The sequence below is a fragment of the Streptomyces sp. NPDC001339 genome (assembly GCF_042895955.1).
In the GTDB taxonomy this organism is placed as follows: Bacteria; Actinomycetota; Actinomycetes; order Streptomycetales; family Streptomycetaceae; genus Streptomyces.
On the sequence record NZ_JBIAWT010000002.1, the window covers coordinates 470,961 to 496,286 of the forward strand.

The window sequence follows — 25,326 nt, forward strand, 5'->3', positions numbered from 1 at the left end:
GACGAAGTCCGGAGGAGCGGACCCGCGCCCGACAAACCCACGCCCGCCGCAGGCGCAACGGCGAAACGGAGGTACGGCGCCGCAGCCAAAAACGTGGGAAGCCAGCCAAGCGCAGCGGACAGGTGGCCTGACCGCCCACAGTGAGTGACACTCGCTATACCCGGCGTCGCACGGCCCCATGCCACCACCCAGCCGCACCCCGCCCTCCGACCGAGCACCGAGAGTCAGAGCGGAGATACCCGATGGCCACCACCACAGAAACCGACGGCATCCGCCCGGCCCTCGCCGTCAAGCCCAGTACGTCCTGGCGGGACGCCTGGCAGCGCAGTCTCGCCGTCGCCCCGGAGGCGTTCCGCGATGACCAGGCCCTCAACCTCTGGGCCGGCACCTGGCATGCGGACGGCCGTCCACTGCCCGCCACCAGCCCGGTCGACGGCACCCCCATCGCCGGCCCGCCGCGCCTCGACGCGGATGCCGCCCGGCACGCCGTACGCGCCTCCCTCGACCAGCACCGTGACTGGCGGCGGACCCCGCTCGCCGACCGCAAAGCCCGGATCAGCGCCACTCTCGACGCCCTCACGGAACACCGCGAGCTGCTCGCCCTCCTCCTGGTCTGGGAGATCGGCAAGCCCTGGAAGCTCGCCCAGGCCGATGTCGACCGCGCCATTGACGGTGTCCGCTGGTACGTCTCCGAGATCGACCGGATGCTCGACGGCCGCACCCCGCTGAACGGCCCGGTCAGCAACATCGCCAGCTGGAACTACCCCATGTCGGTGCTGATCCACGCGATGCTCGTCCAGGCACTGGCCGGTAACGCGGTGATCGCCAAGACACCCACCGACGGCGGCCTGGTCTGTCTCACTCTCGCCTGCGCCCTGGCCGCCCGGGAGGGTGTCCCGGGGACCCTCGTCAGTGGCGGCGGCAGCGAACTCTCGCCGGCCCTGGTCGGCTCACCCGAGATCGGCTGTGTCTCCTTCGTCGGCGGCCGGGACACCGGTGCCCGCGTCGCCACTGCCGTCGCCGACCTCGGCAAACGCCACATCCTCGAACAAGAGGGCCTCAACACCTGGGGCATCTGGAACCACACCGACTGGCAGTCCCTCACTCCTCTCCTCCGCAAGACCTTCGACTACGCCAAGCAGCGCTGCACCGCCTACCCCCGCTTCGTCGTCCAGCGCGACGCCTTCGCCGACTTCCTCGCCGCCTACCTCCCGGCCGTACGCAGCGTCCGCTTCGGCCACCCCCTGGCCGTCGCCGACCCCGCAGACCCACTCCCCGAGCTCGATTTCGGGCCCTTGATCAACGCGGCCAAGGCCAAGGAGCTCGCCGATCTCACCACCGAGGCCATCTCCCGCGGCGCCGTCCCCCTCCACCGCGGTGCCCTCGCCGACGGCCACTTCCTCCCCGGCCAGGACACCACCGCCTACCTTCCCCCGACCACCCTCCTGGCCCCGCCGCCGTCCTCGCCTCTCCACCATGCCGAGCCCTTCGGCCCCGTCGACACCATCGTCCTCGTCGACACCGAGGCGGAGCTGCTCGCCGCCATGAACGCCAGCAACGGCGCCTTGGTCGCCACCCTCTCCACCGACGACCCCGACATGTACGCCCGTCTGGCCCCACAGATCCGCGCCTTCAAGGTCGGCCACGGGAAGCCCCGCTCCCGCGGCGACCGCGACGAGCTCTTCGGCGGCTTCGGCAATTCCTGGAGCGGCGCCTTCGTCGGCGGCGAGCTCCTCGTCCACGCGGTAACCGAGGGCCCCGCCTCCGAACGCCTACCAGGCAACTTCCCCGACTACCACCTGATGCCGTAGCCGATTGGTTCCATAGCCACCTCATGCCGTAGCCGACTGGTTCCATAGCCACCTGATGCCGTAGCCGACTGGTTCCGTAGCCCTGGCACCGGCACGTACCGCCCGCGACGCGCAGCGATGCCACGCCCGCTTGGACGGGCCCCATAACAGCCTTGGCGCCGCCGAACGCGCGTCGGACACCAAGGGCCAACAGGCTCCATCCACATCCACATCCAGATCAGCCCGCCCGGAGCCCGCCGGTGGGCGAGATCGCGAAGCCCCACCCAGCCGATCTCCATCACAGCGCCCGCCACCTGCAGGACCACACCACGAGACGAACCGCCACCGAACCACCGGTCCGCCGCACCGCACACTCACCCGAGACACCCCGCCACGGCGACCGCTGCCCGACACAGATACGCAGGTGAAAGGCACTCCAAAACCTTGGTATTGTTATCCATGTCGCCGCGGGGAACACCCCGCGAAGATCACACCTAGTCCGGGTGGCGGAATGGCAGACGCGCTAGCTTGAGGTGCTAGTGCCCTTTATCGGGCGTGGGGGTTCAAGTCCCCCCTCGGACACCGACTGGTAGCCCACAGGTAGCCGGAGAGTGCTGGTTGAGATTCATCTCAGCCAGCACTTTGTGTTTTCCGCAGTCGTAGGTGAGCCGGAGGCCCAGCTGCTGGTAGATCTCGGCTTTGTCCTCGGGTTCGGCCTGCCGGATGACGGCAGCAAGATCGCTGACGGACCGGACGAGGCGGGCGATCTCGTCACGGGACATCCGCCCGCTCGGGCCTTTGGTGGCAGTGCGCAGCTCGGCTTCGGCGCGGGCCCGGCGAGCCTGGGTCTCGGCGGTCCACTTGCTGATCAGGGCGGGGTCGGCACCGGCTTCGAGCGCGGCGCGGTGAGTGGCGAGCTTGGCATCACAGTCGGCGATCCGCGCGCGGGCGGCCTGAGCTGCGGCGGTGTCCTGAGTGGGGGCTGCTCCGGCTGCCATGAGGTCGATGGTGTCGTCGAGACGATGCGGCAGGAACACCTTGCCGAGCCAGTCGTCGAGCGGGGGCAGAACCCAGCTCTCACGCAGGTAGACGTTGCGCGGGTGGTGCACGTGGTTGGCCAGCGCGTACTCGGTGGCGTAGCGGCAGCGGTAGTACGCCTGGTCGTGCGACCAGTGCCCCTGCATCTTGCGCTGACAGAGGGCGTGGATGAGGGCGCCGCGCAGGACGTAGGTGTTGCGGGTCCGTTTGACGCCGTGGGCGGGGCCGGTGCGCGTGCGGGAGCCCAGGATGTCCTGGGCATCGGCGAAGGTCTCGTCGTCGACCAGGGGAGTGTGGACGATTTTCTTGGAGATGATCCACTTGTTCTGGGGGTTCCAGCGCATCGCGGTGGTGTAGCCGAGGGATACGTCAGCGATGTCGAGGAGCGACTCGTACTTGTGCTGGCGGTTCCAGATTTGGCGGCCGGTGTAGCGGGGGTTGGCCAGGATGGCGCGGACGGCGGTTTTGGCCCAGGCGCGGGTGTCGCGGTGCGGGTTGCGGGCCGGGTCGTGGGCGGAGGGGCTGGGGATGTTGTCGCGGGTGAGCCCTTCGGCGATGGCGAAGATGCCCAGCCCGCGGAGGTATTCGGTGAAGATGCGGACCACAATGGGGGCGGTGTCGGGGTCGGGTTCGAGGCCGTGGAGGCGTTTGCCGTCGGCGGCTTTGGAGGGGTTGGGGTGGGGGCCGAGGTCGGCGAGCCGGTAGCCGTAAGGGGGACGGCCGCCGAGGAAGCGGCCTTCCGTCAGGGCCTGGGAGGCCATGGCGGCGTGTACGCGGACCTTGATGCGGTTGCGTTCGCCCTTGGACATGCCGCCGAAGACGGACATGATCAGGTCGTGGGCCTCATTGTCCGGGTCGATCGGTCCGCCGACCTCGGGAACCCACAGCGGCACGCCGTAGTGGGCGAAGAGCGGGAAGGTGTTGCCGAACTGGCTGCCGAAGAAGGCACGCTGGGGCTCACCGATCACGACCGCGTCGAAGCCGCGCTGCGCATCGGCCAGTGCGGCCAGGAGCGCGGAGGCGTGGGGGCGGCGTTTCCAGGGCAGCGCGCGGGTGTGGCCGATGTCGAAGTACTCGGTGACGATCTCGCCGCCAAGCGGTTCGATCAGGGAGGTGGCGCGGCCCAGTTGCCATAGGCGGGAGGCTTCGGGGTCTTGCTGGTCCTCGGTGGAGACCCGGCCGTAGAAGGCGAACGTCAAGCCTCTGCAGGACAGGGGGGAGGGAGTCGGTGACGTGTCGTGGGGCTGAGGGTGTAGCCATGGGAGGGGAAGGTCATCATCTGACACGGTCGTGTTCCTTCTGCTGGTGGTGGACGTGGTCGTCCACGGATAGCTCGGGTCGGGGCAGAGCGCCAGCTGCTCTGGGGCCTGTTGCTGGGGCGTGGGGGTGTGCTCGGGTGGCGTGGCGGATCAGGATGCGCAGCAGGGTCGCGGCGGCGGGCAGGTTCAGTTCGGGTGTGGGCGGGGTGATGACGACGCGGAAGCCGTCGGGCGGCGCATCGTTCCGGGGATGTGGGCTCATGAGGTGAGGGAGGAGGTCGTGGGCACCAGTGGTGGGTGCCCGCAGCGGGTGGGGAATCCGGCTGGTGCTGAGGGAAGGTGACGGGGGTTCAGCAGCACGTCTTGGCTGCTGCCGCCAACTGGTTTCGCATGGTCCTGAGTCGGCGGGCCGGTGGGTTCCAGTGCCGAGGGGAACGCGGTATATGGCCAGGTCAATCGGCCAACGGGCCACCTGCGAGCCACCGCCGAGCCACCCGTGCCCGGCTCCGCGAAATCGGCCGGGCAGGGGCGGGAAGGCAGCCGGACGGGGTGCACGCGAGCGTGTTCAACTGGCGCGGTGGCGGGAGGGGGAATCCAGAGTGTCGGTCCCCGGCGGCCTGGGCACGGAGACCCAAGCCGCCTGTTCCTACAACCGCAGGGCCGATGGAGGGAACTAGCTTCGGCCACAGGTGCGGGACCGGAAGGCCGCCGTGTTGAGCAGCCTGTGCTCTCGTGGTTGCGCCGGTGTGGCGCGCCGTCCGAATTTGGTGAAAATCAGGACATCCTCGTGCTGGACGACCGAGAGGGGGATGCCCTGGCGGCGGGCGTCGCGGACGTTCTTCATCTGGAAGAACGACGGGCGGGTGACCAGGCGGCCGTTGCGGATGCCGGCGAGGAGGGCGACGCACCGTTCGGAAGGGGTGAGCCCGGCGGTCTTGCCTGCGGCGAGGACGGCGGAGGGCAGGTCGATGAGTTCGCCGTGCTCGCGCCAGGGGCGGGTGGTGACGACGACGGTGCCGCCGGGGCGGAGCATGGTGCGGCACTGGGCGAGGATTTCGGTGAACGCCTCCAGGAGGTGGGCGGTGGAGACATGGGCGAGGTTGGCGGGGTCGTGACCGTAGCGGAAGTCCTTCTTCACCACCCCGCGTTCGCCGGTCTCCCGGGAGGAGCGGACTTGTCCGTGGACGCTCGGACCGTACGGGGGTGAGGTGACGACGAGAGCCACCTCGCCGCGGGCGTCGGCGGGGGCGAGGTCGGTGAGGTGGCGGGCGTCGCCGCAACGGATGACGCCGGCGCTCGCGCCACTCTCTTGTGCGGCGGTGCGGGCGTTGAGTGAGGCGAGGGTGGCCCACTGGGGTTCGTATTCGATGCCGAGGGCGTTGCGGCCGAGGTGGAGGGCTTCGACGAGGGTGGTGCCGATGCCGCACATCGGGTCCAGGACCAGGTCGCCGGGCTGGGTGTAGGTGCGGATGGCGTGGGCGGCGATGCCGGGGTGCATCTTTGCCGGATGGGCCGCTGAGCCTGGGGCGTAGCGGCCTTTGCGCTTGGCCGGGGCGGAGGTGGGGGCGGTGTTCCACACCGAGAGGGGATGCGACACGAGCGGACTCCTTCAGGCGCCGGTGTGGTGGATGGCGGAAAGGGTGACCAGGTCACTGTGTGCGACACCTGGGCTGGCGTCCGGGGGCGGGGTGGGGATGAGGCGGTCGTCGGCGGGGTGGGCGTGCGCGACGATGACGTGTTGCAGGTACCGGAACCCGGCGGTGCGGGCGCAGGCGATGAGGGAGCCGAGCGGGTCGGTGAGGATGCCTTCGTCCCGGCGCTGACGGGTGGCCAGCAGGAGCAGTCCGTCGGCGGGCAGGAGGCGGTGGGCGCGGTGGAAGAAGCCCGGCCAGCCGTCCTCCATGGCCCCGGGCATCTCACTGACACCGCAGGGTGGATTGTCGGTGGGGTCCGGGAGAGCGTTGGGGTGGAGTTCGGCGAGCAGCATCGAGAGCCTGCTGGGCGTGCCGTCGCTGTAGGTGATGACCGGGGTCCGGGCGTCCATGCCCGGCTCGGTGTCCCGTACGGAGATCTTCAGCAGGGGCGCGGGCCGGTGTCCGGGCCGGGTGGTGAACACGGTCCGGATCCGCTCGATCGCCCAGTCGGGAAGGACAGTGCCGGGAGCGGGTGCAGCATGTGATTCGTCGGGGGCCGGGAGCCAGATCGTGGTCGGCAAGGGCCGGGGGGCGCGAGGCCGGGCAGTGGGCGAGGGGCTGTGGGGAGTGGTGGTCATGGGCTGGTGGGCCCGGGAAGAAGGATCGAATCCGTCTGGTGCTGACGTGAAGTAATAGAGAATCGGCCGGGCGATTTTGACATGGTTGCCGAGCGCGTTCGAATCGGCGAACTGGCCGAAGATCTGTATCTGCGCCGCGCCAGCGGGCAATCATGATCGGGCAGTTTTCCCAGTTCAACCCCCGGGTGAGCCACTGTCGAGCCACCAGCGAGCCAGTACCGAGCCAGTGCCGCGGAGCCTCGGGACGCGCGATCGCCGGGGCGGAAATTTTTTTCTCTGTTCGATACCGAATGGCGTATCGGCGGTGCCACTGTCCTTTGACAATCAACTTAGTGGTCGGCGCCGTAAGTCCTTCGGGGGTTGACTGCGGAGTCGGTCATGTGGGTTGGCTGGTCAGCTTGCTTGAAGTCCAGCCCGTAGTCCGGTGGGTCTGGAATTCTGGGGACATGACGTATCGCATCGAGTCCGATGAGGCTCTGGCTGAGCTGCTCCAGCGTGCCGTTGAGTCGTTGCGGCAGGGGAACCGTCGTGCGGACATCGAACTGCGTGGTCCGCTCGCGGAGTGGCTTGAGGATGCAGCAGCGGGGGACGATGAGGGTGTGATCAGCCCTTATGCGGTAGACGTGGCCCGAGCGGTGCTGGGCGATCGATCTGACTCCTGAGCAGTTCGCCGAGGTTTTGTTCCCCTTTTACGGCGGGCGGGGCAGGCTGCGGCTTGCCAGTGATCCACTTCGGCCGATCGGTTCGCCCGCCATGCCCGTCCGTACTGCCTGTCCGATAGCCCTGAGTGCCGCCGAACGGGTGCGGTTGAAGAAGATGGCCTACGGCCACAAGACCGAGCACCGGCTGCGGGTGCGTGCAGATGTGGTGCTGCACGCCGCGCGCGGACGCTCCAACGCGCGCATTGCCCGGGAGACGGGGCTGCACCTGGACACCGTGCGCCGCTGGCGTGGCCGGTTCGCCGAGGCGGGCCTGTCCGGCCTCAAGGACCGTCAGCGCTGCGGCCGTCCTGCCTCGTTCACACCGCTGCAGGCCGCCGAGGTGAAGGCGCTGGCCTGCCGGCTGCCCGCCGAGACCGGGGTGCCGGTCTCACGCTGGTCGTCCCCGGAACTGGCCCGCGAGGCGGCCCAGCGCGGCATCGCCACGTTCGTGTCGGCGTCTACCGTGCGCCGCTGGCTGGCCCAGGACGCGATCAAGCCCTGGCAGCACCGCTCCTGGATCTTCATCACCGACCCCGGCTTCCGGCTGAAGGCCACCCGGGTGCTGGACTTGTACGCCCGCGCCTGGCAGGGCCGGGCGCTCGGGGAGGACGAGTACGTGATCAGCGCGGACGAGAAGACATCTATCCAGGCCCGCTGCCGCTGCCACCCCACCCTCGCCCCCGGCAAGGCCCGCGCGATGCGCGTGAGCCACACCTACGGGAGGGGCGGTGCCCTGGCCTACCTGGCCGCCTACGACGTCCACCACGCCAGGGTGTTCGGCCGCACCGAGCCCAGGACCGGCATCGGCCCGTTCATGGCCTTGGTCACCCAGGTCATGAGCACCGAGCCCTACGCCAGCGCAAAACGCGTGTTTTGGATCGTCGACAACGGCTCCTCCCACCGCGGGCAGAAGGCCGCCGACCGGCTGATCACGGCGTTCCCGAACGCCGTGATGGTCCACACCCCCGTGCACGCCTCCTGGTTGAACCAGGTGGAGATCTACTTCTCCGTCGTGCAGCGCAAGGTAGTCTCGCCCAACGACTTCACCGACCTCAGCGAGGTCGGGGACCGGCTCCGGACCTTCGAAGACCGCTACAACGCCACGGCACAGCCATTCCAGTGGAAGTTCACCACCTCCGACCTGGACGATCTGCTGGCCAGGCTCGACCGGCACACCGCCGATCGCCCAGAACAATCCTCCGTCGCACTCACGGCATGATCAACCCCCGAAGGACTTACGGCGCCGACCACTTAGTCCACCGCAATCAGCTGATCTGGGTGGACTTACTTCGATGTCAAAGGGTGGTGGCGGAGGTACGTGGTGAACGAGAGCCCGGGGCGCGCCCGGCCCACCACGGAGGCTCATGGCGGCGGCATCGTCGCAGCTGTACCAGGCCCGGGCCAACCGTCCTTGACAGGGCTCTGCTTCCTACATCACGGTCTGCACCACACCGTGACCAGGCTGGCCCGAAGCCCTTGACTGCACGGCCTTGGCCTTTGGGTGAGTGACTCCGTGGCACCCGGCCACGGAGTCTCCGCAGAAACCGTTGGCGGACCACGACGACCACTGCTACTTTCCCGGAGGCCGTGCGAGAGAACGAGGAGGTGGTACCCGTGAACTATTCACATGGGTGCTCTCCTCTGGGGTCACGGTCGGGCGGTAGGTCGTCCGGGAGCGCCGTTTTTGAGCCCTCCCGAAAGGCACGACCATGCACTTCACTTCCGAACAGCGCCTCGACGGCGGCGTCCTCGAGCGCGAATTCACCCTGGGCGAGATCCCCGGCATCCTGTGGTCACCCGCGTCCGCGTCCGCACCGGTCCCGCTGATCCTGCTCGGCCACCCTCCCCTCGGGCTGCGCAAGATGTACCCCCGACTGGTGGCCCGGGCCAAGCACGCCGCGGCGGAGGGCTTTGCCACGGCCACCATCGAACTCCCCGGGAGTGGTAGCCGGCCCCGTTGGGCCGCCGCTGAGCAGGCACGCGCCGACCTGCGCCGGGCTAGGGAAGCCGGCGAGCCGGTCAGCGACGAGATCATCGACGCCCTCGTCCTCCCGCTCGTCGAAAAGTCGGTCCCGGAGTGGCAGGCCGCCCTGGACGCCCTCCTGTCGCTGCCCGAGCTCGGTGGCCCGGTCGGGTACTCGGGGGGAGTGATCTCCATCGGCATCCGGCTGGCGGTGGTCGAGCCGCGCATCGTGGCCGCCGGTTTCTTCGCCGGGAGTTTCGTGCCTCGCGCCATGTTCGAGGAGGCCCGCCAGGTCACGATTCCGCTGCACGTCCTGCTGCAGTGGGACGACGAAGGGAACGACCGGCAGGCGGCCCTGGACCTCTTCGACGCCTTCGGCTCCAAGGAGAAGACGCTGCACGCCAACATGGGCGGGCACACCGGCGTCCCACAGTTCGCGGGAGACGCCGCGGACCAGTTCTTCACCCGGCATCTGAAGTGAGGCCGCCAGATCCACTCGTGAGCCATCAGCGAGCCACTGGGGAAATGGCGCGGCAGGCTCGGGGTCTGCCGCATAAGAATTCTGTGTTCGATTCTGGCCGCGCGGGTGCAGCAACGGTGCAGGTCATGGATGAGGGTTGACGGGGCGTCATCGTACGGTCCGGGCCAGTGGTTCGGCTGGGGTGCGGGGGTGGTGCGCGGGTGGTCCGGCGGTGGCTCGGGGTGGTGACAGGGGTGCGGCGAACGTTGTCCGCCACTCCCGCAAGGAGCTGCACATGCACCACCACCCTTCCCACCACCGCGCACCTGCCCCCGTCTGCACACCGTCCGATGGCCGTTCGCCGCTGGCGGCGCTGGAGAAGTCGTTCCTCACCCTCGCCGCTGCCCCCAAGCCACTGACCCTGCCCGCGCACCTGATCTGCGGGGAGCCGGAGCAGGCCGTGCTTCCCGTCGATCAGGTCCGTACCCGCCTGGCCCACCCCGGTACGTCGCCGGCGCTGCGGGAGCGGACGTGGGGCGAGGTAGTGCGTCGTGCCCGGCGGCTTGGTGCGCCGTGGGACACGGTGGCCCTCGGCATGACCGTGCCGGTGCTGCACCGGATGCTCGCCCGCCTGGGGCGCTGTGATCACCTGGAGCGTGCGGAGGTGGAGCAGGAGGCACTCGCTGCGGTAACCGCCGCCCTGCACGCCGTGGACACCGACGGCCCGGAGGTCGGGCGGGAGTTGTTCACCGCGGCCGACCGGGCGGTGCATCGCCTGGTCTACGCCGCACGCCGCCGCGCCCAGCGCGAAACCGGCCCGGAGGAAGCGAGAAGTCTGAGCTGTCTTGGTCATGGCGGTGACCCGGCCGCATCGCCGGCCCTGGCGCTGGACGCCGCGAGCGGTGAGGCGGCGGACGAGTACACAGTGCTTGCCCTTGCGGTTAGGGCACGTGTGGTGACCATCGCCGAGGCGCAGCTGATTGCCCGTACGCGCCTGGAGGGTGAGCCGATGCAACGCCTCGCCACCGAGCAGGGAATGAGTTCCCGTCAGCTCTACCGCCACCGCGCGGCAGCCGAGCAGCATCTGGCCGCGCACCTACGGCACCGGCTGCACCACGGGTGATGTCGGCTGTTCGGAGACTCTTCCGGCGGCGGATGTCAATTTCGCGGCCCTGAGTCTCTATTACAAGTGAGGGTCACCGCCGGATCCGCGCCATGGATGCGGCGGTGACACTCCGGCAAGGCACCGTCACGGTCGCGCTGGCGGCGTCTGCTGCCACCGGTGGGGTGAGCACATCCCGTCTCGTGCTGACACCCGAGCCCTGTTCCCGCCACTCCATGAAGGAGGACGGCCCGGACAGAGGGATCCGTGGTCACCCCACCGCACAACGACCCACCCGGCGGCCTGCCCTGCGCCACCGCCGACCTGTCTTGTGTGCTTTCCCGTTTCCCCTGCGCTGCCGCTGGAGGCGTCCGTGTTCTTCGCAACGATCCGCCGAACAGGCCGACGGCTGATCTGCCGGGTGGGCCATTGGACGGCCCGGTTCGGCTTCATCACCGTGCTCGCGTTGCTTGTCCTGCTGGCCGACACGTCGCAGGGGTGGGCGGTCGCGACCATCCCTGCGGTGATTTCGAATCTGCGGAACTGGATCATCGGCCTCCTGGCCGGGCTCGCCACACTGTTCCTCACCTTCGGCGGGCTGCGCTACCTGATGGCCGGCGGCGATCCGGGGGAAGTCGAAGCCGCCAAGCGGGCGTTGAAGGCCGCGGCGATCGGCTACGGACTGGCAGTTCTGGCCCCGGCCCTGGTCACGGTGCTCCAGGGCATCGTCGGTGCAGGCGGCGGAGGCGGGCAGTGATCCGCACCAGACACTTCATGCGCACCGTGCTCATCCTGTGCGGCTTGGCCATCCTCGTCCTGGGGCCGCTATCGGCCCTGCCCGCCTCCGCGCACGAGGTACACACAGTGGCTCGGACGCCGACGGCCCCGGATCCACCGAGGCCGGAGCCCCAGCCCGCGCCAGGCCCCACCCCCTCCCACCCCACACCACCTGCATCACCGCAGCCCGCTCCCGGTCCGACGCCCGCTCCAGACCGCCCCTCACCACAACCGACACGGTCACCGTCTGTGGAGCCGGCTCCCGGGCCCACGCCTCCGGCGTGTGAGGCCATGGGAAAGGAGTGCGTCAAGGACACCTCCTCGGGCTGGGATGTCCTCACCGACATCCCCGGCATGATCACGGGCGCGATCACCTCGTTCCTCGGCACGCTGATCGAGCAGATCATGAAGCCGCTCCGCGAGTTCCTCGCCGACACCCTGCTGGCCACCCCCGACGTCACCCGGCACGCCGACATCAAACGGCTATGGAAAGCCATGCTCGCCATCACCACCGGAATCTACGTCCTCTTCGTCACGGCGGGCGGCATCACGATCATGGGTTACGAGACTGTCCAGTCCCGCTACGCCCTCAAACAGATCCTTCCCCGCCTATTGGTGGGGATGGTCGCGGCCACGACCTCCCTGACCGTGATGGGCAAGGCCATCGGCCTGGCCAACGCGCTCGCCCACGCGATCATGGCCACCGACCTGGCGGACTCCGGGCAGGGCATGGTTGAACGCGTCCTGCCGTTCGCGATCTTCGGGGTTGCTGGGCTGAAGCTGTATCTGGTGATCCTCGCGATTGCGGTGATCGCCCTGGTCCTGGCGGTACTGATCGGCTTCATGGTGCGGGTGGCGGTGATGGCGCTGCTGGCCGTCTGCGCACCCCTGGCCCTGGCATGCCACGCCCACCCCGCAACCGATCCGGTCGCCCGGCTGTGGTGGCGGGCCCTGGCCGGGTGTCTGATCATCCAGATCGCCCAGTCGGTGACGTTCATCCTGGCCCTCAAGCTGTTCTTCGCCCCGGGCGCATCGACGCTGGGGGTCCCGAAGTCCGACCAGCTGGGCACGCTGCTGGCCGGACTGGGCTTGTTCTGGGTGCTGTTCAAGATTCCCGGCTGGGCACTGCAGGTTGTCCTGCGGGGCACGCCGGCTCACCAGCCGCACGCGCCTGCGGCCGTGCGGGTGCTCAAGCACCTGGCGCTGTACCGGCTCATGGACCACTACCTGCCCGCAACCCGCATCCTGCGCCGCCGCAACGGCGGCGCAGGCGGCAGAGGGGGAGGAGGCGGGTTCGGGCCGAGCCGTGGCGGGCCAGGAGGCAGACGCGGCGGGCCCAGCGGTGGTGGAAGGGGTGGCAGTGGGCCACCCGCTCCTGGCCCCGGACGCGGCGGAGGTGCTCGACGTCGTGCCGGTCGGCCGACTGCTGCGCCCAGACCTGCTGACAGCCGGGGCGCAGCCGGTGGTCCCGCGGTAGGTGGAGCACACCGGACGGACTCCTCCGGCGTGAGGAACGCGAGGCCTGCCGTCACGACGGCTCCTGGCCCAGCGCCCAGACGCGTCGCTGTCGGCCAGGTTCTCCGGCGCCCTGGTCCGGCTGCCGCTCCCTTCGCCCGTGCATCGAACGGCCCACGAGCCGTGCTCCAGCCCGACCAGGCCCTCCGGCGACAGCAGCTCACCGCGCCTGTTCCCGCCGAGCGCACCCCGGGCGGGCCGTCTCGCCCCACCCAGACATCGCTTCCGATCCGCACTGAACACACACCCGCGCCCCCGCAGGCCTGGACATCCCTGCCGGCGCGCTCTGGTGCCGCCGCAGTGCCACGTCCACCCGCCCGGCAACCGATCCACCCCAGTCCCACCAGACACATTCGCCTGCGGCCTCCACGCCCTATGCAACTGCGACTCCCCCTCGAACCGCCCAGGAGATGAACCCGTGACAGAACCCGACGACGCCACAGACGCCCCCTACGCCACGCGTATCCCTGCGGACATCTCCCGTCCGGACCGGATTCTGGGCCCGTTTACCGCCCGGCAGTCGGCGGTCCTCGCCGTCGCGGCAGCGGTCTTCTACGGCGGCTGGTGGGCCACGCGCCCCCTCATGGGCACGCTCTCGTACGCGGCCTTGGTGGTCCCGATTGCGGGGGCGGTGGCCGCGCTCGTACTCGGCCGACGGGAGGGCATCGGCCTCGACCGCTTCCTGGCTGCCGCCCTCCGCCATGCCCGCACCCCCAAGCGCTGCGTGCACGCCCCCGACGGCGTTCCGCCGCTGTCGGACATTGTTCCTGCCCGCTGGGCGAAGAGTGCCGGGCTGCCTCCCGCCGCGATGCGCATGCCCTATGACGGCGTCACGCCTGGCGGCGTGCTCGATCTCGGCGGCGACGGGAAGGCGGCTGTGGCGGAGTGTTCGACGGTCAACTTCGAGTTGCGGTCGGCGGCCGAACAACAGGGCTTGAGTGCAGCGTTCGCGCGTTGGCTCAATTCTCTGACCGGTCCGACCCAGCTGCTGGTGCGCTGTCACCGCATCGACCTCGCACCGCTCGTCGACAACCTCCACCACCACGCCGCGGCACTGCCCCACCCAGCCCTGGTGCGGGCTGCCCGCGACCATGCCGACTTCCTCGCCGATCTCTCGCTGAGCCGAGACCTTCTGGGCCGGCAGACCCTGCTGATCGCCCGTGAAGAGACCGCAGGGCGCAATGTGCGCGGCGGTACGGGAGAGGGGCGAGTGCTCCAGCGTCTGGAGGAGGCGGCCCGGGGTCTGGCTCCGGCCGAGGTCACCGTCACGCCCCTGGACGGCCCGCGCAGCGCCGAGCTGGTCAGCGCGGCCTGCAACCCCAACACCCCCGCCCACAGCGACGACCGAACGGAAGGTGACCGGTGATGCTCCGACTCCTGCATGGCCGCCGTCGTCCCCCCATCGCACCGCAGGTGACCGGTGTCAAAGAGCTGCTCGATGTGTCCGGCCCCGAGTCCGTCGAGATCCGTGCTCGCACCCTCGCCGTTGGTGCCCACATGGCCACCACGATGGTTGTCACCGGCTACCCGGCCGAGGTCACCCCCGGCTGGCTCGCCCCCCTGTTGAACTTCCCCGGCCACCTCGACATCGCCCTGCACATCGAGCCCGTCCCCAACCCCGTGGCTGCCGCTGGACTGAAGAAGCAGCGCGCCCGCCTCGAATCCGGCCGCCGCGCCGGATTCTCCAAGGGACGCCTGGACGACCCCGAGGTGGAGGCGGCGGCCGCGGACGCAGCCGAGCTTGCGTACCGCATCGCACGCGGTGAGGGAAAGCTCTTCCACGTCGCCCTCTACCTCACCGTCCACGCCCCGGACGAGGACACCCTCGCCGACCAAGCCGCCGCCGTCCGCGCCATCGCCGAGTCGTTGCTGATGACGGTGGCGCCGACCACCTACAGGGCGCTGCCCGGTTGGCTGGCCACCCTCCCGCTCGGCCTCGACACCCTCAAGATCCGCCGGACCTTCGACACCGCCGCCCTCGCCACGTGCTTCCCCTTCACCAGCCCCGACCTGTCCACACAGACCAGCACGGACGGCCAGACATCAGGTGTCCTGTACGGGTTGAACGCGGTCTCCGGCGCCCCTGTTCTGTGGGACCGCTTCGCCCAGGACAACTACAACTCCATCACCCTGGCCCGCTCCGGCGCCGGCAAGTCCTACCTCGCCAAACTCGAACTGCTCAGGCTGATGTTCACCGGCGTCACCGCCTCAGTCATCGACCCGGAGGACGAATACGTCCGCCTCGCCGAGACCGTCGGCGGGCGTGTGGTGCGGCTCGGGTCCGACGGCGTATGCCTCAACCCCTTCGACCTCCCACCTGCAACGTGCAGCGAAGAGGACGTGCTGACGCGGCGCGTACTGTTCCTTCACACCTTCCTCGCTGTCCTGCTGGGCACCGACGTGACCGCCACCGAGAAGGCTGCGCTGGACCGGGCGATCCTCACTACGTACACCCGTGCCGGGATCACCACGGACCCCCGTACCTGGCAGCGCACGCCACCCACGCTCGCCGACCTGGCCACCGTGCTGACCGACGACAGCGGCGACATTGCGACGGATCTCGCCGACCGAATGGTCCCGTACACCTCCGGCTCGCACGCCCGGATGTTCAACGGCCCCAGCACCGCTGCCACCTCCGGCCATCTAGTTGTCTTCGCACTCCGCACCCTGCCCGAGGAGGTCAAAGCACCGGCGATGCTGCTCGCCCTGGACGCGATCTGGAGGCAAGTCACCTCCCGGAGCGACACCGGCCGGCACCTGGTCGTGGTGGACGAGGCATGGCTGCTGATGCGCGACGGCGCCGGAGCCCGCTTCCTGTTCCGCATGGCCAAAGCCGCCCGCAAGTACTGGACCGGACTGGCGGTCGTCACCCAGGACGCCGACGACGTCCTCGCCTCACCCCTGGGCAAGGCCATCGTCTCCAACGCCGCCACCCAGATCCTGCTCCGCCAGGCACCTCAAGCCATCGAGACGATCAACGAGAACTTCCACCTCTGCCACGGCGAGCGGGCATTCCTTCTCTCCGCCTCCCGCGGCGAGGCGCTGCTGTTGACCGGTGACCGCCGGCACAAGGTCGCCCTGATCAGCGTCGCCGCTCCCGGCGAACACGACGTGATCACGACTGATCCCGGCGAACTCGCGGTCCAAGGCACTGACGAAGGCGAAGAGCACCTCGACAGCGAGGACACCTATAACGCGACGCTCGGCGATGCCGAAGGGCGGGCGTCATGAAGCCGTACGCCGACTTCACCACCGCGGCGCAGCCAGACGGGCCGCTGGTGGATTTCCTCACCAACCCGGGCGGCTTCTGGGCGGACATCAGCGAAGGGACGATCAGCTGGCTCGGAACGTACGCGCCTGTGCTCGCCCCGTGCGTGGGCGTCGCGGTGACCGGCGGCTATGCGCTCAGGCGCCGCCTGCACCACTGGAGACAGGAGCGCCTTGCTCACGGCGCGCGCTGCGTGGAGATCCTCGCTCCTCCCCACGTCGCGCCGAAAGGCGGGGAAGTGCTCTGGGCGCAGCTGTCCGGTCTCCTTCGTCCCTGGTGGCGCCGTATCACCACCGGCCAGCCCCACCTCGCCTTCGAATACGCCTGGACCCACACCGGGCTACGCATCCAGCTGTGGGTCCCGGGAGGGGTGCCGCTGGGCCTGGTGCGGCGTGCGGTGGAGGCCGCCTGGCCAGGCGCCCACACCCACGTCACCGAACCCCAACCCCTCCTCCTGGGAGGGCAGCTGGTCACGGCCGGACGCCTTAGGCCGGCTCGCCCCGCTGTCCTGCCCTTGCGCACCGACCACCCCACCGACCCCCTCCGCCCGCTACTCCAGGCCGCCACCGGCATGGCCGAGAACGAAGCAGCATGCGTGCAGTTCCTGGCCCGCCCGGCCACAGGCCGGGTCCTACGCCGAGCCCACCGCCAGGCCCGTCACCTGAAAGCCGGACACACCCCCGCCCGCCTGCCGGCCCTGGCCGCGTTGCTCCTCCACCGCGCCCAGCCTGCCACCACCAGCAAACTGGACCCCGAACACAGCGCCACCGTACGGCAATCAGCAACCAAGCTCGCCGGCCCGCAGTGGAGTTGCGTCCTCACCTACGCCACCACCTGCGCACCCGAGCAAGAACGCGCCGACGACGTGGCACGGGGTCGGGCCCACGCCCTGGCATCCGCCTTCGGCCTGTACGCCGACCACAACTACCTCGCCCGCACCCGCCTGCGCCACCCCGAACCTCATCTGAGCGCGCGCCGCTTCTCCTCTTCCCGCACCACACTGTTGTCGGCCCCGGAACTCGCCGCTCTCGCCCACCTCCCCTTCGAGACGGACGCTCCGGGCGTACGGCGTGCCGGTGCCCGCTCCGTCCTCCCACCACCCCCGATCCCCGAACCCGCCCCCGGCAACGGCGTCAAACCCCTCGGCCGCTCTGACACCGGCGCCCACCGCGGTGTCGGTCTCGCGGTCGCCGACGCCCGCCACCACCTCCACGTCATGGGCGCGACCGGCTCCGGCAAGTCCACCCTCATCGCCAACCTCGCCCTGGATGACGTACGCCATCACCGTGGCGTCATCGTCATCGACCCCAAAGGCGACCTGGTCACCGACCTGCTGGACCGCCTCCCCGACACCTGCGCCGACCGCCTCGTCCTCATCGACCCCGACGACCCCCACACGCCCCCGTGCCTGAACGTCCTCGACGGCACCGACATCGACGTCGTCGTCGACAACATCACCGGCATCTTCCGCCGGATCTTCACCGCCTTCTGGGGCCCACGCACCGACGACCTCATGCGCGCCGCCTGCCTGACCCTCCTCAAACACAAAGGCCGCACCGGCCAACAAGTCACCCTCGCCGACATCCCCCGCCTCCTCGGCGAAAGCGCCTACCGCCTACGCATCATCCCAGCCCTCCACGACCCCGTCCTGCGCGGCTTCTGGGCCTGGTACGAGTCGATGTCCGAACCGTCGCGGGCAGCGGTGGTAGGCCCGGTGATGAACAAGCTGCGTGCCTTCCTGCTGCGCGACTTCGCCCGCCGCGCGATTGCCGCCGGCTCCTCCACCTTCGACCTCACCGACGTACTCAATGGCGGCATCCTGCTGGCCCGCCTGCCCAAGGGCGCGCTCGGGGAGGAGACTGCCCGGCTGCTGGGCTCCTTCATCGTCGCCGGAACCTGGCAAGCAGCCTCCGCCCGCGCCCGCACCCCCGAACACAGGCGGATCGACGCCACGCTCAACATCGACGAGGCCCACAACTTCCTGACCTTGCCCTACCCCCTGGAGGACATGCTCGCCGAGGCCCGCGGCTACCGCCTGTCCATGCTCCTGGCCCACCAGCACCTCGCCCAACTCCCACGCGACCTACGCGAAGGCATCTCCGCCAACGCCCGCAACAAGATCTTCTTCAACGCCTCCCCGGAGGACGCCAGCACGTTGGAACGCCACACCCTTCCCACCCTCGCCGCCCACGACCTCGCCCACCTCGGCCCCTACCAAGCCGCCGCCCACCTGCTCACCGGCGGCGCGGAATCCACCGCCTTCACCCTCACCACCCGCCCCCTGCCACCCGCCGTCCCCGGCCGCGCCAAAGATCTGCGAACGGCTGCCGCCGCCCGCACCAGTCCACGACCAGCCACCCGCCCCTGAACACCACCCACCTGCCCCTTCACCCCCGCCACCCGAAGGTGAACGCCATGTCCGCACTCCCTCGCCCCGCCTTCGGCCCCGGCTCCCGCTACACCGCCCGGGCCGCCACCACCCGCACCCGCACCTCCCCTCGGCACACGGACGTCGCCACCCTCTCCCGCCGTCTCACCCCGCGCGACATGTGGCTGGTCCGCATGCTCCACGAACACCACGTACTGACTACACACCAGATCGCCCGCCTCGCCTACACCTCACAGCGCTCCACCCAACGCCGCCTGCGCAGCCTCCACCAGCACGCGGTCCTCGACTCCTTCCGCCCCTTGACCGCATCCGGCACCGCCCCCGAGCACTACACCCTCGGCCCCGCCGGAGCCGCCGTCCTCGCCTCCCATGCCGGCCTGGACGTCTCCGCGCTCGGCTGGCGCCCCACGAACACCGGCCGCATCGCCTACTCCCCGTCCCTCGGCCACGACCTCGGCGTCAACGACTTCCTCACCCGCCTCGCCGCACATGCCCGCACCACCCCCGACGCCGGGCTGTCGCTGTGGCTGTCCGAACGCTCCGCCGCCCGCCGCTGGGGCGACATCATCCGCCCCGACGCCTACGCCCACTGGCAAGACGGCGACCACCTCCTGCCGTTCTTCCTCGAATACGACACCGGCAGCCAGCCCCTGCCCCGCGTCGAAGCCAAACTCGCCGCCTACGCCGCCTTCACCACCGCCACCAGCACCCGTCCCGCCCTGCTCATCCACACCCGCACAGCCTCCCGCGACCAAGCCCTACGCCAACGCCTCGCCGACTCCGCTCGCGAGCTGGGCCTGAACGTGGCCACCGCCTCCGCAGACTTCACCACCACCAGCCCCTGGGGCCGGTGGTGGGCACCACTGGATCGCGCAGGCCGCCGCACCACCCTGGCCCACCTCGCCGCCCAGTGGACCGACCTCAGCCCCGCCTCCGGACTGGAACCGACCGACGCCGACACCGCCCTGACCCTCCCCGTCCCCTCCCTCCCGCCCACACAGGGCAGATCATGAGCTCTCTGCTCGGCAAGACGGTCACCGGCATCAGCTGCGCAGTCATCGCCCTGCCCCTGCTCGCCGCCCTCACCATCGCCGCAGCCCTCGGCAGCCCGTCCTCGGGCAGCAGTGCAGCAGCCTCCCCAAGCGCACACGCCCTCACCGACATCCCGCCCCGCATACTCGCCCTCTACCAGCGCGCCGCCCCCGAGTGCCCCGGCCTGTCCTGGACCACCCTCGCCGCCATCGGCAAGATCGAAACCAACCACGCACGCCACCCCACCATGACCTCCCCAGCAGGCGCCGTAGGGCCGATGCAATTCATCCCGTCCACCTTCACGGCGTACGCTCACCCGGTACCGCCCGGCGGGAAGAAACCCCCCACACCGTGGGACCCGATCGATGCCGTGTACGCCGCAGCACGACTTCTGTGCGCCCACGGCGCCAGGCACGGCAAACACCTGTGGGCCGCACTCTTCGCCTACAACCACTCCCACGCCTACGTAAGCCACGTACTCACGACCGCCAGCGCCTACGCAGCCCGCATCTCCGCCTCAACCAGTGCGGCTGCCAAGGCGGTTGCCTTCACCCGCTCCCAGCTCGGTACCCCCTACGTCTGGGGCGGCGACGGCGCCGCCGACGGCGGCTTCGACTGCTCCGGCCTCACCCAAGCCGCCTACCGCACCGCAGGCATCACTATCCCCCGTACCGCCCAGGCCCAGTACAACGCCGGCCCCCGCCTCCCGAACGGCAGCACCCTCGCCGCGGGTGACCTGCTGTTCTTCGGCCCTAGCCCCCGGCACATCACCCACGTCACCCTCTACACCGGCAGTGGCAAGGCCATCGACGCCCCACATTCTGGAGCAGTTGTCCGCCAAGGCCCGGCGCGCACCCACTCCCCGTCCTTCCAGGGCGCAACCAGGCCCGCGGCACGAGCAGGCGGTGACCGGTGAAGCAGCTCGAAGCACGCGAAGCCATCAGCCTCCTGAGAACCATGACCCGGGTCCTGTGCGTCGTCGGGGTCCTGGCGCTGGTCTTCACCACGGTCAACGTCACCCGCTTCGCCACCAGCCGCGATGTTCCCCTCTTCATTGCTGTCCTCCTCGATCCCATGATCGGAAGTGCCCTGGCCGGCGTCCTCTACGTCGACGCACGCCTTGCCGCCTGGGGAATCACCCCACCCGCCTGGTCCACCACCCTGCGCTGGAGCGCCGGCTCCACCGCCGCCCTCATAAACACATGGGAAAGCCTCTGGCCCGACGGCCAGATCGGCTGGCCCGACCACGCCGACCCCGCAGCCGTCCTCCTCCACCTCACCCCCGCCCTCCTCCTGATCACCCTCACCGAAACCATCGCCGCCTACCGCCGCACCCTCACCGAACTCCTCGACCACACCAACCTCACCGACCAGCCCGGTCCGACCGAACCGACCGACCTCACCCATCCGACCGACCCACCAGACCCCCGCACAGCCCTCACCCCCAGATCGGGCGACGAGCACGCCGACCGGGAACCGACCACCGGCGCTGCTCCGCCACCCGACTCCCCACCGCAGAACACATCCGGCCCCACCCCGATCTGTGTCCCGACCGACCGCCCCGACCCGGCCCCCACCAGGCCCGACACGGCCAAAGAGCCGCCCCGCAGCCCACCGCCCGACCCTGACCGACCGCCACCCGGCCTGAGGGCGGCAGACGCCGACCTATGGCCGCACGCCGTCGCCCTCGACAACGCCCTCCGGGCCGCCACAGGCCAGCCCGCGAGCATCTGGCGCCTCCGCAACGAACTGCACCTCGGCTCTCACCGCGCCCGCCGCATCCACCATCAGCTCCACAACCGCCCCACCGACCGACCACCCCCGATCGGATGAACTCCGCTCCGATCGCTCCGACCGACCACACCGACCAGACAACGACCGGCCGACCGACCACTCCCAAACTCACGGCCCCCACACCGGCCCGGCCCCGTACATGACGCAATCCCGTATCCGCCCGGAAGCCACGGCACCCACTCCGACCAGGAACGATCCCGCGAAATGCGTCGCTTGACTTCCCGCCCGCATCGAGCGTCCATGGTCGTGGCCGAGAAAGCCCGTGGGTTCACCACAACGTGAACTCGCTCTCAACACGGCCACGTTCGCCCGGATCAACGCGCCGCGCTCGCGCCAGGCGAACACCGCGGCCCGCCCACGCGGCCCGCACCCCGGCCGGGGACCTCAACCACCACACCCCACTGGGAATCGAGGACCCAACATGTCCGACACCAACCTCGACACCACACCAACCTCGGACAGCACGTCCACCCCGGAGCCGCTGACGGGTCTGACCGGCGCAGCCGCCGATGTCTACACGGAACTGCTCGGCCTGACCGAACCCGTCACCGTCGCCGAGCTCGCCCACATCGCAGGCATCGGCCACTCCACCGCCGGACGAGCCGTAGCCGCCCTGGAGAAGCGCGGCCTTGCCACCCGCACCCGAGGCGGCCACGACGGCCCCCGCCGCATGCCCGACCTCTGGCACCCCGTAACCCGAGCATCCGCCCCCGAGGCCACCAACTCCGACATGTCAGAACACGGCGAACAGCCCACCGACGCGCAGCCGGAAAGCTCTCCCACCGACTCCGCAAAGCCGGTCGATGATGACGTGGAATGCGGCGAGGACACGTCCGGGCCCAGCACCTCCGACGCCTCCGGGATGCCTGACCCCGACAGCCTCGGCCACACCAGCACGGACGATGCCAACGTGCCCGCGGACACCCTGCCCGACGACATCTCCAACACCACACCCGCCAACAACACCAACTCCTACACCGAGCCGGAAGCCGACACCCCCCAGGTAGACCCGCCCCAGAACACCGAGCAGCCCGACGGCGACAACAGCCAGGACCACGGCTCACAGAGCGAGACCAACGACACCCCCACGTCGAGCGAAGGCATCGAGGCAACGTCGGCCCCGGCGCAACCGGTACCGGCCAAGGACGGGCGGCTCGCACCGGGAGCACTCCGGCAGATGGTCATCGACCACCTCCACGCACACCCCGACGAAGCATTCACCGCCACCCGCATCAGCCGCATCATCGACAAATCCTCGGGTGCCATCGCCAACGCCCTTGAGAAGCTGGCTAGTCAGGGAATCACCGAGCAGGTCACTGACCGGCCGCGCATGTTCCGACTCGCCAACACCGTTGTGAACAACACGAAGTAGCCGCCCACCGGCACTGGGCCGGGCGCACCCAGCACATCATGCGGGGTGCGCCGGGCCCCTTGTCCTTCGTCACCGTTGGGCTGTTGGTGTAGGCCCGCATTTCTCCTGTCCCTTTCTCATTGACCGTGGCCTGTGTCCGGCCCAAGGGACGGCGCGATAAGACGAACTCCTGTCTCATCGTTCACTTGTCGTACTCCGGGAAAGAGGTCCCGGTCGCGGCCCGCCCGCCGAATTCGGTGACACCACCACCCCAAAGCCAGGGGAGAGCTGCTGGGCCGCCGGCCGGGCTGGGCCGGTCGGCGGCGAGGCAGGGTGTGGGGGCGTGGCGTCAGGGTGTGGTGGTGAGGGCGGGCCAGAGGGTGGTGGCGGTAAGGGGGCGGGCCAGGCGACGTGCCCAGTAGGTTTCGTCACCGTCTTCATCGCGCCAGGACCACAGGCGGGTGGTGGCGAGGTGGAGGGGGTTGAGCTGGGTGATGCCGATGGCGCCGTGGAGCTGGTGGGCGATGCGCGCGATCTCGGCGGCCGAGGCGGATGCCTGGGTCTTGGCGGCGGCGATGGCGACGTGTGCGGCCGAGCCGCCGGGGTTCAGTGGGGCGGCGGCCTGGACGGCGGTGCGGACCAGGGCGGTCTCCTCGATCAGCCGGGCTTCTTCCTGCTTGACGGCTTGGAAGCGGCTGAGCGGACGGCCGAACTGGGTGCGGGCGGTGGTGTGGGCGACCGTCAGGTCGACGCAGCGTTGGGCGGCTCCGGTGATCAGGGCGGAGCGGGCCAGGGCTGCGCGGAGCCGGGCCTCGTCGAGCAGTTCGGGGGCGATCCGGCGGACCTGCGAGGCGGGGATCTCAAGGGCGACGAGGTACAGGTCGTCGCGGGGTTCCTCGGCGAGGTTGCCGCCGGGGGTGAGGACGGCCTGGTCAGGGGTGAGGGCGAACAGGACGGGGCCGAAGGGGGCGGTGGCCAGGACGACCACCGCGGTGGCGGCGCGGGCCCAGGGGACGCGGCGCAGGGTGCCGGTGACTAGCAGGTTGTCGTCGTCGCCCAGGCACCCGGCCGAGCCGACGGGGGAGGCGGCCGGGTGTGCGTAGCGGATCGTCAGGTCGGGGGCGATCGCGTAGCTGAGCGGGCCGTCCGGCACGGGAAGGCCGACGCGGCGCAGCAGGGGGCGGGCGACCAGGGCGGTCTCGGCGAGGGGGGCGGGGACGGCGCGGCGTCCTGCTTCCTGGGCGGCGGCGAGGAGTTCTGCGGTGGAGGCGCCGTGGGCGGGGAGAGCCACGGCGTCGGAAGCGGTGGTGTTGGCGACGGTGGCGGTGGCATCGGGGTCGGCGTAGAAGGCGGTGGTGTCGTAGTGGTCGGCGGAGATGACAGGGGCGCTGGTGTCGATCGTGTGGGTGTTCATCGGTGCTGCTCCAGTCCACGAGTGATGATGCCGCGAAGGATTTCGTTGGTGCCGCCGCGCAGCGTGTAGCCGGGGCTGTGCAGCAGGGCGAAGGCGAGCAGTTCGGGGTGGCTGCCTGGGGTGGCGTGCGGGTCGGCCGGGGTTGGCAGGATGCTGCGGACGGTGTCGATCAGTGTGCCCTCCAGGCGGGTGCCGAGGTCCTTGACCAGGGCGGCCTGGGTGTCGGGCGAGGTCCCGGCGTCCAGGGCCGCGGCCACGCCGAGGGACAGTCGACGGATGCTGTGCAGGCGGGCGATGAGGAGGCCCACCTGGGTGAGCTGTTCGGCCGTGGCCGGGCGCTGCTCCAGTTCGCGGAGGAGGGAGATCAGCAGGGGGAAGGTGGACAGGTAGCGTTCCGGGCCGCTGCGTTCGAAGGCGAGTTCGCCGGTGACCTGCTTCCAGCCGTCTCCCTGCTGTCCGAGCAGCATGCCGTCGGGGACGTCGACGCCTTCGAGGTGCAAGGCGTTGAACCGGTGCTCGCCGCTCATCAGCAGGATCGGCTCGACCCGTACGCCCGGCGCGCGCAGGTCGACGAGGAACTGGCTGAGGCCGGCGTGCTTGTCCTCGGTGTCGTCGGTGCGGGCCAGCACGATGGCGTAGTCGTTGACGTGGGCGCCGCCGGTCCACATCTTGGTGCCGGTCAACCGCCAGCCGTCAGCGGTGCGGTCGGCACGGGTGGCGACCGAGGCGAGGTCGGAGCCGCTGGACTTCTCGCTCATGCCGATGGAGAAGAAGCACTGCCCGGCGGCGATCCTCGGCAGGAAGAAGCGGCGCTGCTCCTCGGTGCCGTGCTGGAGGATCGAGGGTCCCGCCTGCCGGTCGGAGACCCAGTGGGCGCTGACCGGGGCGCCGGCGGCGAGCAGTTCCTCGATCACCACATAGCGCTCCAGGAAGCCGCGGCCCGCGCCACCGTACTCGGTGGGCAGAGCCATGCCGACCCAGCCGCGCTCGGCGAGGCGGCGGCTGAAGCCGGGATCCCAGCCGGCCAGCCAGGAGTCGGGGCGGCCGAGCACGGTGCCGCGGGCATGCTCCTCGTCGAGAAAGGCGCGGACCCCGGTGCGGAGCCGACGGGCCGATTCGGGCAACGTGACGTCGGGGAACGCGATCGGTGCGAGCGTAGAAGGCGACATGGTTCATTCGCTCCCGGATTGATGGATGGGTG

20 protein-coding genes and 1 tRNA gene are annotated in these 25,326 nt (G+C 70.0%); 15 read left to right on the top strand and 6 right to left on the bottom strand.

The window, feature by feature from the left end; genetic code table 11:
- Nucleotides 1-242: 242 nt before the first annotated feature.
- Nucleotides 243-1,811 carry an aldehyde dehydrogenase family protein gene (locus tag ACFY12_RS07315; protein WP_390714754.1) on the top strand — a complete coding sequence of 523 codons (1,569 nt, stop codon included), beginning with the start codon at nt 243-245 and terminating at the stop codon, nt 1,809-1,811.
- Between the two features lie 476 nt (nt 1,812-2,287).
- A tRNA-Leu gene (locus ACFY12_RS07320) sits at nt 2,288-2,372 on the top strand.
- On the opposite strand, the gene ACFY12_RS07325 is transcribed toward ACFY12_RS07320, so the two are convergent.
- The 4 genes from ACFY12_RS07325 to ACFY12_RS07340 form a co-directional block, all read right to left on the bottom strand.
- Nucleotides 2,354-4,027, bottom strand: a complete 1,674-nt coding sequence (locus tag ACFY12_RS07325) for a recombinase family protein (protein ID WP_390714755.1) — start codon at nt 4,025-4,027, stop codon at nt 2,354-2,356. The two genes, ACFY12_RS07320 and ACFY12_RS07325, sit on opposite strands and share 19 nt — an antisense overlap.
- 76 nt (nt 4,028-4,103) lie before the next feature.
- The gene (locus ACFY12_RS07330; RefSeq protein WP_390714756.1) at nt 4,104-4,349 is read right to left on the bottom strand and encodes a hypothetical protein; all 246 of its coding nucleotides are present in this window, start codon (nt 4,347-4,349) and stop codon (nt 4,104-4,106) included.
- Between the two features lie 411 nt (nt 4,350-4,760).
- Complete coding sequence (locus tag ACFY12_RS07335) at nt 4,761-5,684, bottom strand: TRM11 family SAM-dependent methyltransferase (RefSeq protein ID WP_390714757.1); 924 nt, start codon at nt 5,682-5,684, stop codon at nt 4,761-4,763.
- A gap of 12 nt (nt 5,685-5,696) precedes the next feature.
- Nucleotides 5,697-6,359, bottom strand: coding sequence for a hypothetical protein (locus tag ACFY12_RS07340; RefSeq protein ID WP_390714758.1), 663 nt, complete (start codon nt 6,357-6,359; stop codon nt 5,697-5,699).
- A 446-nt stretch (nt 6,360-6,805) separates the two neighbouring features.
- On the opposite strand from ACFY12_RS07340, the gene ACFY12_RS07345 reads away from it, so the two are divergent.
- The 13 genes from ACFY12_RS07345 to ACFY12_RS07405 all read left to right on the top strand — a co-directional run bounded on the left by ACFY12_RS07345 (nt 6,806) and on the right by ACFY12_RS07405 (nt 22,732).
- A complete protein-coding gene (locus ACFY12_RS07345) occupies nt 6,806-7,021 on the top strand; it encodes a hypothetical protein (protein ID WP_390714759.1) in 216 nt (71 codons plus the stop codon).
- A gap of 91 nt (nt 7,022-7,112) precedes the next feature.
- Entirely contained in the window at nt 7,113-8,279 is a 1,167-nt protein-coding gene (locus tag ACFY12_RS07350) for an IS630 family transposase (RefSeq protein ID WP_390714760.1), read from the top strand.
- Nucleotides 8,280-8,769: 490 nt separating this feature from the next.
- Entirely contained in the window at nt 8,770-9,504 is a 735-nt protein-coding gene (locus ACFY12_RS07355; RefSeq protein ID WP_390714761.1) for an alpha/beta hydrolase, read from the top strand.
- A gap of 274 nt (nt 9,505-9,778) precedes the next feature.
- Entirely contained in the window at nt 9,779-10,606 is an 828-nt protein-coding gene (locus tag ACFY12_RS07360; RefSeq protein ID WP_390714762.1) for a hypothetical protein, read from the top strand.
- A gap of 352 nt (nt 10,607-10,958) precedes the next feature.
- Nucleotides 10,959-11,342, top strand: coding sequence for a pilin (locus ACFY12_RS07365; RefSeq protein WP_390714763.1), 384 nt, complete (start codon nt 10,959-10,961; stop codon nt 11,340-11,342).
- A gap of 311 nt (nt 11,343-11,653) precedes the next feature.
- The gene (locus ACFY12_RS07370; protein ID WP_390714764.1) at nt 11,654-13,291 is read left to right on the top strand and encodes a hypothetical protein; all 1,638 of its coding nucleotides are present in this window, start codon (nt 11,654-11,656) and stop codon (nt 13,289-13,291) included.
- A gap of 4 nt (nt 13,292-13,295) precedes the next feature.
- On the top strand, nt 13,296-14,243 hold the full coding sequence (locus tag ACFY12_RS07375; RefSeq protein WP_390714765.1) for a PrgI family protein: 948 nt from the start codon (nt 13,296-13,298) through the stop codon (nt 14,241-14,243).
- Nucleotides 14,243-16,108, top strand: coding sequence for a VirB4 family type IV secretion system protein (locus ACFY12_RS07380; protein ID WP_390714766.1), 1,866 nt, complete (start codon nt 14,243-14,245; stop codon nt 16,106-16,108). Before ACFY12_RS07375 ends, ACFY12_RS07380 begins: the two co-directional genes overlap by 1 nt.
- Nucleotides 16,105-18,513: a type IV secretion system DNA-binding domain-containing protein gene (locus ACFY12_RS07385; protein ID WP_390714767.1), complete on the top strand. Its 2,409-nt coding sequence runs from the start codon at nt 16,105-16,107 to the stop codon at nt 18,511-18,513. Before ACFY12_RS07380 ends, ACFY12_RS07385 begins: the two co-directional genes overlap by 4 nt.
- Nucleotides 18,514-18,560: 47 nt before the next feature.
- Nucleotides 18,561-19,547 (top strand): replication-relaxation family protein, encoded by a 987-nt coding sequence (locus ACFY12_RS07390; protein WP_390714768.1) that lies wholly within the window; start codon nt 18,561-18,563, stop codon nt 19,545-19,547.
- Nucleotides 19,544-20,482 carry an NlpC/P60 family protein gene (locus ACFY12_RS07395; protein ID WP_390714769.1) on the top strand — a complete coding sequence of 313 codons (939 nt, stop codon included), beginning with the start codon at nt 19,544-19,546 and terminating at the stop codon, nt 20,480-20,482. The genes ACFY12_RS07390 and ACFY12_RS07395 overlap by 4 nt, the downstream gene beginning before the upstream one ends.
- Nucleotides 20,479-21,399 carry an extensin gene (locus ACFY12_RS07400; protein ID WP_390714770.1) on the top strand — a complete coding sequence of 307 codons (921 nt, stop codon included), beginning with the start codon at nt 20,479-20,481 and terminating at the stop codon, nt 21,397-21,399. The genes ACFY12_RS07395 and ACFY12_RS07400 overlap by 4 nt, the downstream gene beginning before the upstream one ends.
- Nucleotides 21,400-21,781: 382 nt before the next feature.
- Entirely contained in the window at nt 21,782-22,732 is a 951-nt protein-coding gene (locus ACFY12_RS07405; RefSeq protein ID WP_390714771.1) for a helix-turn-helix domain-containing protein, read from the top strand.
- A gap of 328 nt (nt 22,733-23,060) precedes the next feature.
- On the opposite strand, the gene ACFY12_RS07410 is transcribed toward ACFY12_RS07405, so the two are convergent.
- Nucleotides 23,061-24,125, bottom strand: a complete 1,065-nt coding sequence (locus ACFY12_RS07410) for an acyl-CoA dehydrogenase family protein (protein ID WP_390714772.1) — start codon at nt 24,123-24,125, stop codon at nt 23,061-23,063.
- Nucleotides 24,122-25,294, bottom strand: coding sequence for an acyl-CoA dehydrogenase family protein (locus ACFY12_RS07415; RefSeq protein ID WP_390714773.1), 1,173 nt, complete (start codon nt 25,292-25,294; stop codon nt 24,122-24,124). Before ACFY12_RS07415 ends, ACFY12_RS07410 begins: the two co-directional genes overlap by 4 nt.
- Nucleotides 25,295-25,326: the final 32 nt, after the last annotated feature.